This window comes from Flavobacterium sp. UBA5153 (assembly GCA_002413745.1).
Lineage (GTDB): Bacteria > Bacteroidota > Bacteroidia > Flavobacteriales > Flavobacteriaceae > Flavobacterium.
Genome location: DHXP01000038.1, coordinates 66,381 through 74,891 on the forward strand (window position 1 = coordinate 66,381; position 8,511 = coordinate 74,891).

Sequence of the window (8,511 nt, forward strand, 5' to 3'; positions counted from 1 at the left end):
AATAAAAGACATCAATCAACACAACTATGAAAATTAAATTCAAAAATTCAATTGTAATTTTAGCTTTATTTTGCTTGTTTCGAACAAGTGCTCAATCTATTTATCAAAACCCAAAATTTACCATTGAGGAAAGGGTAAATGATTTAGTGTCTCAAATGACCTTAGATGAGAAGATTAGTCAAATGACAAACAATTCACCTGCAATTAAACGGTTAAATGTACCTGCCTACAATTGGTGGAATGAAACCTTACATGGGGTTGCTCGAAGCCCGTATAAAGTAACATCCTATCCACAAGCCATTGCTATGGCAGCAACTTGGGACGTAGAATCATTGCATACTATGGCTGATTATTGTGCAGTTGAAGGTCGGGCCATATTCAATGATTCTCGAAAAAAAGGGAAATCAGGTATTTATTTGGGACTTACTTATTGGACACCCAATATTAATATATTTCGTGATCCTCGTTGGGGACGAGGCCAAGAAACATACGGTGAAGACCCATTTTTGACTGGTTCATTAGGAAAATCCTTTGTAGATGGTCTCGAGGGAAATGATCCTGTTTTTTTAAAAGCTTCAGCTTGTGCTAAACATTTTGCAGTACATAGCGGACCAGAATGGAGCCGAAGTACTTATAATGCAAAAGTATCGTCATATGATTTGTGGGATACGTATTTACCTGCCTTTAGAGATTTAATTGTTGATGCCAAAGTTAGTGGAGTAATGTGTGCTTACAATCAGTTTGAGGGACAGCCCTGCTGTGGGAATGATAAATTAATGCAAGATATTCTTCGAAAAGATTGGAAATTTACTGGTTATGTTACGTCTGATTGTGGCGGAATTGGAATGTTTTGGAAAACACATAAAACGCATTCAACTAAAGAATCAGCAGCAGCAGCAGCAGTTTTGAATGGTACTGACTGTGAGTGTTCTGGAGACCCAACATACAAAGCATTACAAAGCGCCATTGCTCAGGGATTGCTAACTGAAGAGCAAGTGACTACCTCTGTAAAACGATTATTTACCATTCGTTTTCGCCTAGGAATGTTTGATTCTGATGATATTGTTCCTTTAGGTAAAGTTGATATTTCAGCTTTAGAAAGCCCTGATCACAAAGCTCATGCATTGAAAATGGCGCAACAGTCCATTGTTTTACTTAAGAATGATAATAATTTACTGCCATTGAGTAAAAAATTAAAAAAGATTGCGTTAGTTGGCCCGAATGCGAATGACAAAGCGGTAATGTTGGCAAATTATTACGGCTATCCTTCACACGTTTCTACCGTTTTAGAAGGAATGAAAGCGAAGATAGGTGACAAAATTCTATTTGAGCAAGGACTTACCCTTGTTGATAATAAAGTATTCAAATCGGCCTACAATTCTAAACTATTTAAGGTAAATGGCATTGAAGGTTTTACGGCTTCTTATTTTCAGAACACAAAATTTGAGGGAGAACCTACAATCAAAAAAATAGATAAAAGGGTAGATTTTCAATGGGGAGATGGTCAAATGATTGATGGTAAAATCATTACTCGCGATATCTCTGTTAGATGGAATACAACTTATACCCCTATTAAAACTCAAGAAGTAACCTTTAGTTTAATGGGAGATGATCGTGCGTTTCTATATATAGATGGAAAGAAAGTGATTGAAACTGATTTGAAAAATTCCTATTACACTTTTAATGCGGAAAGAGGTAGAAAATATGATATTAAGTTAGAGTATATTCAACATAACGACAATTCAGAGGTGAAATTTGATATGGGAATAATTGAGATATTAAGTCCACAAGAAATTGCCTCAAGGGTAAAAGAAGCAGATGTTATTGTTTTCGTGGGAGGTATATCAGCTCAACTTGAAGGCGAATCAATGCCGGTTTCAGTTGATGGTTTCAAGGGAGGTGACAGAACAAATATCAATTTGCCACTAGTTCAAACGGAGTTAATGAAAGCTTTGAAAGCAACAGGGAAACCTGTGGTTTTCGTAAATATGTCTGGTAGCGCTATGGGGTTTGAATGGGAAGCGGCCAATATTCCTGCAATAATACAAGGATGGTATGCAGGACAAGACGGAGGACAAGCCATTGCCGATGTATTATTTGGAGATTACAATCCTGCAGGGCGATTACCCATTACTTTCTATAAAAATGTAATTGACCTACCTGATTTGGAAGATTACAGTATGGAAAATCGTACCTATCGTTATTACAAAGGGGAGCCATTGTATCCTTTTGGTTTTGGTCTTAGTTATACCAATTTTAAGTATTCAAACCTAGAAATTCCATCTGCCTTAAAAATCAATTCAGATTTGAAAGTAAATGTAAATATTAAAAACAACGGTAAAAGAGACGGGGACGAAGTCGTTCAGTTGTATGTGTCACATAAAAACACAGGTTTGAAAGTTCCGATTCGTGCATTGAAAGGTTTTCAGCGTATTAATTTAAAGGTAGGCGAATCCAAAACAATTTCATTTGAATTATCGACAAAAGACCTTTCTATAATTGATGATGATGGAAAAAGCTTTCAACCTGCTGGTGACATAGAAATTTCGGTAGGGGGAAGTCAACCAAATAAAGCCTCGATTATAAATGGTTCAACCATCCAAAAAACAATAAAAATACTTGAATAATTAGGATAAAAATGTTAAATATAAATAAAATGAAAAAATCTAATCGTTTAAAAGGCATTGCCTTTATAGTAGTTGCTATTATGGGCTTACTTCCATGTGCTACTTTTGCTCAAACTGAATCTCCCAGAAAGAGTTTGTTTTTGACCGAAACAGAACGGGCACGTCTTAAAAATGCTCCTTCAACATCGCCAACAGCTGTTTTATTAACTTCTATGCAAGCAAGGGTTTATAAAAGAGCAAATTCTCCAAGTTTTGATGACAAAACCGCTACAACTGAATGGTGGCATCATGCTTCCGAATATTTAACCGATGCCGCTTTAATTCATGCCATTCGTCCTTCTGAAAAATTGGATGCTTGGCTTCGTGCCAGTATTTTGGATATTATTAGAAGACCCAATGCGGATTGGACAGGTCCTGGTTTTCGAGGTTATGATGGAGGAGAAATATTTGGAACCTTAGAAACAGCCCACCTTGCTTGGGGAATTGGGGTTGCTTATGACATGTCGTCCGATTTGTTTTCGCCAAGCGAAACCCAAGAAATAAAATTGGCTTTGAGAGAAAAAGGATTGATTCCTTGCAAGAAGTATCTAGATAAAATCAATTTTTTTCATAACTGGAATTGTGTATTATTAGCAGGCTATTCAGTTGCTGCAACTATTTTGGAAGATGACAAGGCAATTGATGCCGCCAACTCATGGTTGCCGGTTGCCATAGATCACTTTCAAACAGATGGAAGTTATGGAGAGTCTTTACAATATGGGAATTATGCAGCCTATTCCATTATGATTGCCCAGGAAGCTTTGTTGCGTTATGATACGAATAAAGGTAAAAAGAAAACAATAACATTAAATCCTTATGGTAAAATTGTAAACTGGGCTTCTTATGCTTTATTATATAGAAAACCACTTTCCGGTTGGCCAATAATGGATTGGCCTAGATCGGTTAATTTTGGTGATTGTGGTTCTATTTTTCGACCATCAGGAGATTTATTGGTTCATATTGCCACTCGCGGAAAAAATGAAATGCCACAAGAAGCGGGTTTAGCTAGCTGGCTTTTTAACACCTTGTATTTTCCTGCAAACGAGCCAGGACCTCATGATTTAGCTAGTTTTGGTTTTGTAAATGATTTTGGATTTTTATCGGTGATAATGCTTGCCGATATGGCTCCTCCAATTTCTCCAACTGAGGCAAAACTGCCTTTGACAAAGTCTTTCACAGGCGGAGACACCTTTGCTCGGGATGCATGGGTAGGAGGTTTGACTACTTTGGCTAGTCGAGTGCCAGGTATTGAGCGTCATGCAGTGGCTCACGTACATGGAGATATCAATAGTTTTATGTTAATTCATAACAAAGAACGTTTATTAGTAGATCCAGGTCATACCACTTATCGTAATATAGATCGTGATTTAGATATAAGTTCTGAAACGCACAACACCTGTACTTTTGAAACAGTAAAAAATGGTGATATCCCCGCCAGGAAGTTAATACAAGTGATGTCAAATAAAAATGGTGGAACTAATCGTCCGCTTTTGCATACCGGCGATTTACCTGTTGGGACACCACCCGTAGATCTTGCAGGTCGCCATTTGCTTACTTCTAAAGTAGGAAATGTATCCGTGATTGCTTCAGATGCTGCTGCACTTTATGGAGCTCCTCTTCGTGATTTTTCGCGTTTTTTAATACTTTGCGGATCTCATTCGTTATTTGTAGTGGATCATATTGTAGCTGATGAGCCTATAAAAACAACATGGAACTTTTTATTAAACAATAGGGATGGATTATTAGATTTTCAATTAAATCGTTCAAGTAATAGTATTTCGGCTCAACGAGGTAATGCCGGAATTACTATTAATCATTATGCAAACGATAAAATGGTTGGGCCAATTTATGCTTTAATGCATGATGCATACCATGTGCTTTCTGCTCAAGAAATGACTGAAGGCGAACCTGGGTCTGGAATATTAATGCGTTGGCAGGAAGCTCAAGCAATAAAAGACAGAACCGTTGTTCATTCTATAGCTTTTGATGATCCTTCGGCAATTAAGTCTTGGGAAACAATCAAAGAAAATAATACCTATTCTATTAAAAGCAATGATAGGAAAGAAAATTGGACACTTACTGTAGCCAATGATGGAACACTTGATATAAAAGATTCTATTTCTGGAAACTCATTTAAAGTTTCTCAACTTGATGGTGTGTGGTCTCTTAAAGATTTAAAAAGCAAAAAATAATAATAAATCATTTAAAACATGAAAATAATAGCTCGATTTATAATATTGAATTGTTTGTTTCTTCATTATGTTTCTGCACAAGCACAAACCAGTAATGAAAAATTCATTTCTTCAAATGACAGGCATCTTGATTATATGGGAAGAGTAGGTTTTGCAGATTCTTCGGCTCAGTTTTATTGGACTGGTACGAGTGTGAGTATCAATGTAAAAGGTGCTAAGGAAGTTAAAGCTTTATTGGAAATTAATAGAGATACTAATTTTTGCTACGTTATTGTGGATGGAAATAGCAGTTCTGCCAAAAAAATTAAATTAGGAACAGAAAAAAAAATGTATTTGCTTGCTACATTTTCGGATTTAAAAAAACATCATATTGAATTAGTGAAAATCACAAACACGGACGATAATACCATTCGTTTTTACGGTTTTGAAATTGATAAAAACGGAAGTGTCCTCAATTCTGATAAAGAGAAAAAGAGAAAGTTAGAGTTTTTTGGAGATTCTATTACTTGTGGTCATGGAGTTGAGGTTCCAGTTGATAGTACAGATTCTGGAGCTCCAAAATATTTTAATAATTATAAAACCTATGATGCCATCACGGCAAGATACTTTGATGCCCAGTATCATTGTACGGCCAAAAGTGGAATAGGAGTAACCGTTAGTTGGTTTCCACAAATTATGCCTGAAATATATGATCGTGTGAATCCCAATGATTCGAATTCCAAATGGAATTTTTCAAGCTATATTCCAGATATTGTTGTGGTCAATTTGTATCAAAATGATAGTTGGCTTGTCAATCAACCCAATAATGAAGAATTTAAAGCCCGCTTTGTTACTGTGAAACCAACGGATGACTTTATGATAAAAGCCTATGCTGATTTTATTTCAAAAATCCGTACCAAATATCCAAAGGCACAAATAATTTGTTGTTTGGGGAACATGGATATAGTAAAAGAAGAGTCAAAATGGCCAGGTATTGTAGATGCTGCAGTTGCAACGTTAAATGACAATAAAATAACCACCCATTTTTTTTTATATAAAAATACAAATGGTCATCCAAAAATAAAAGAACAGCAGGCAATGGCAGATGATTTGATTGAGTTTATAAAGAAACAGAAATATTGGAAATAATTCGCTTCAGCAAAGAAATCACAACCTATCCTCGAAGAGAATGGATCAAGAAAATGGCACTGTTCGGTATTGTATTGTCGGCTGTCCCTTCGAATCTATTTGCCATTGGAAAAAAAAAGAAAAATCATTGGTTGATTGCTACGGTTTCAAATAAAAACAACAATCCTCTTCCCATCAATAAATCAATCCCTTTTGATTGGAATTATGCCGAAATTCCCTCAGATGGCGAGGGATTAAAGTTGACTTGGTCTATTAATGAAAAAGATTTGGTGGTTAAGAATTTATATCTGAGAATTTCTTCGGCTACAGACATTAGAGAAGATGTATCGATTAGTGTTGTATTAGCCAAAAGCAGAATGTTAATTGCAAAATTCAAAATGGATTTTGCACATTATTTTCAGCCTTTTCAGATTTTAATACAGCCCGAATATCAGCACCAAGTTTTCTCGGAAGGAGTTTTTTTGACTAAAACGATAGGCGAAAAACCCTTATGGATTCTTATTGGTAATGATAATAAAACGCCTACAATTCTTTCTCCACATTTGTTTTTGTCTAATAGTTTTAAAGAACACAATCAATGGAAAAAAGATTATTGTTATTAGATTCAATTCAAACCTTTGGTTGGATGGAAGGCTGTGTTTTAGATGGGATTTATGATTGTTTAAAAAAGGATGGAGAGTATTCCAAAGTTTTTATTACTCATTTGAATAAATATTTTGACCAAAATAATTTTTTTTATGAAGGATATAATAACGAAAAACTTGAAAACATCATTAATAATGTAGAGAGTTTATTGCCATTTGCGATGTTGGCAAAAGCAAATCCGAATCATCCTGCCATTCAGAAAGCTATTGATTATTGTATTTATAATGCGGATGAAAATGGAAATATAACAGACGAAAAAAATGGAAAAAGGATTGCCAAAACTGAAGAATGTTACAACGTATCTTATCCCTTGGCTATGTTGAGCACCCAGTATAATCGTCCAGAACTAATGAGTTTATCTATTTCCACTCTGAAATATCGATATCAATACCTTGAAATTGATAGTCAAGTGTATCAGCGAATGATTATTCCTAAAGACAAATATTTTAGCAATTGGGGAAGAGGTATTGTTTGGCTAATATTGGGTAGTGTAAAAACAATTCCTTTGCTACCTGAGGGGGATGATAAAGAATGGTTAAAAAATGAATTGGAAAAAACGGTGGAGATGGTTTTAAGCCTGCAACAAGATAACGGATTGTGGTATTGTTTTATCAATGATTCTAAAACCGGTATCGAAACATCAGGTTCTGCTGGAATTGCAGCTGCACTTGCTTATGGATATAAAAATGGATTGTTGAATAAGAAATCTAAAGAAGCAGCTCATAAAACTTGGGAAGGCTTAAGTCCATATATTACTGCCGATGGTTTATTGACTGTTACAAGTCAGGTCAATAAAGGGGGGGAGATTTTGCAAAGAGACGGTTTTAGAGTAATTTCAAATTATACTCTTGGGTTTTTAGGAATTTTGGAATCCGCTATTTAATAAAGTAAATAAAAACAATAAAATAAAGAATATGCACACATCTTACGAATCAAGATATGCTTCAAGCCCACAAGCTGTAAAGCACTATGACACAAAACAATTAAGAAATGAATTCCTGATTGACAATTTAATGAAAGAAGGGGAAATTACTTTTACCTATTCTCATTACGATAGATACATTGCGGGTTCCGCAGTACCATTGTCTCCACTTAAACTTGAAACCATTGATGTTTTGAAAATGCCCAATTTTTTGGACAGAAGAGAAATGGGCATTATCAATGTTGGCGGAAATGGTTCCGTTTTAGTTGAAGGAACTTCTCATGAATTAGGATTCAAAGATGCTCTATATATTGGAAGCGGAAATGCAGAAGTTGTTTTTAAAAGTGATGATGCCAAAAATCCAGCCAAGTTTTATATCAATTCGGCTCCAGCTCACACCAATTACCCTACCAAAAAAGTAAGTTTGCCCGAAGCCAACAAACTACAATTGGGAACAATGGAAACAGCCAATCACCGTACAGTAAATCAAATGATTATTGGTGGAATCGTTACTACTTGTCAATTGCAAATGGGTATGACAGAGTTAAAACCAGGAAGCGTTTGGAACACGATGCCCGCTCACGTTCACGACCGCAGAATGGAAGTTTACTTTTATATGGACATTCCAGAAAACCAAGCTGTTTGCCACTTTATGGGAGAACCGCAAGAAACTAGACACATTTGGATGAACAATCATCAGGCAGTAATTTCTCCACATTGGTCTGTTCATTCCGGTGCAGGAACAAGTAACTATACCTTTATTTGGGGAATGGCCGGCGAGAATTTAGATTACGGAGATATGGATATTTCAAAAATTACGGATTTAAGATAAAAAATAAAAAAATAAACTTTAAAAATAGAATTAAGTAATAAGAATAAAATAATGTCGTATTTTGTTGTTTGTATGTAATATTTTTTGTATATTTATCTCATTATGAGATATATAACACTTAAAAAA

General features: G+C 35.4%; 6 protein-coding genes. All 6 read left to right on the forward strand.

Going from position 1 to position 8,511, the window contains the following annotated elements; genetic code table 11:
* Positions 1-26 precede the first annotated feature (26 nt).
* Genes B2145_RS07895 through kduI form a run of 6 tightly spaced genes read left to right on the forward strand, consistent with a single transcriptional unit; the run spans position 27 to position 8,385 of the window.
* Positions 27-2,627: a glycoside hydrolase family 3 C-terminal domain-containing protein gene (locus B2145_RS07895; protein ID WP_291100635.1), complete on the forward strand. Its 2,601-nt coding sequence runs from the start codon at positions 27-29 to the stop codon at positions 2,625-2,627.
* Between the two features lie 29 nt (positions 2,628-2,656).
* Positions 2,657-4,858, forward strand: a complete 2,202-nt coding sequence (locus tag B2145_RS07900; RefSeq protein WP_291100637.1) for a heparinase II/III domain-containing protein — start codon at positions 2,657-2,659, stop codon at positions 4,856-4,858.
* An 18-nt stretch (positions 4,859-4,876) separates the two neighbouring features.
* Positions 4,877-5,986: an SGNH/GDSL hydrolase family protein gene (locus tag B2145_RS07905; protein WP_291100640.1), complete on the forward strand. Its 1,110-nt coding sequence runs from the start codon at positions 4,877-4,879 to the stop codon at positions 5,984-5,986.
* Entirely contained in the window at positions 5,977-6,588 is a 612-nt protein-coding gene (locus tag B2145_RS07910) for a hypothetical protein (RefSeq protein ID WP_291100643.1), read from the forward strand. The genes B2145_RS07905 and B2145_RS07910 overlap by 10 nt, the downstream gene beginning before the upstream one ends.
* The gene (locus B2145_RS07915) at positions 6,564-7,514 is read left to right on the forward strand and encodes a glycoside hydrolase family 88 protein (RefSeq protein ID WP_291100646.1); all 951 of its coding nucleotides are present in this window, start codon (positions 6,564-6,566) and stop codon (positions 7,512-7,514) included. The genes B2145_RS07910 and B2145_RS07915 overlap by 25 nt, the downstream gene beginning before the upstream one ends.
* Before the next feature lie 31 nt (positions 7,515-7,545).
* The gene (kduI, locus tag B2145_RS07920) at positions 7,546-8,385 is read left to right on the forward strand and encodes a 5-dehydro-4-deoxy-D-glucuronate isomerase (RefSeq protein ID WP_291100649.1); all 840 of its coding nucleotides are present in this window, start codon (positions 7,546-7,548) and stop codon (positions 8,383-8,385) included.
* Positions 8,386-8,511 lie beyond the last annotated feature (126 nt).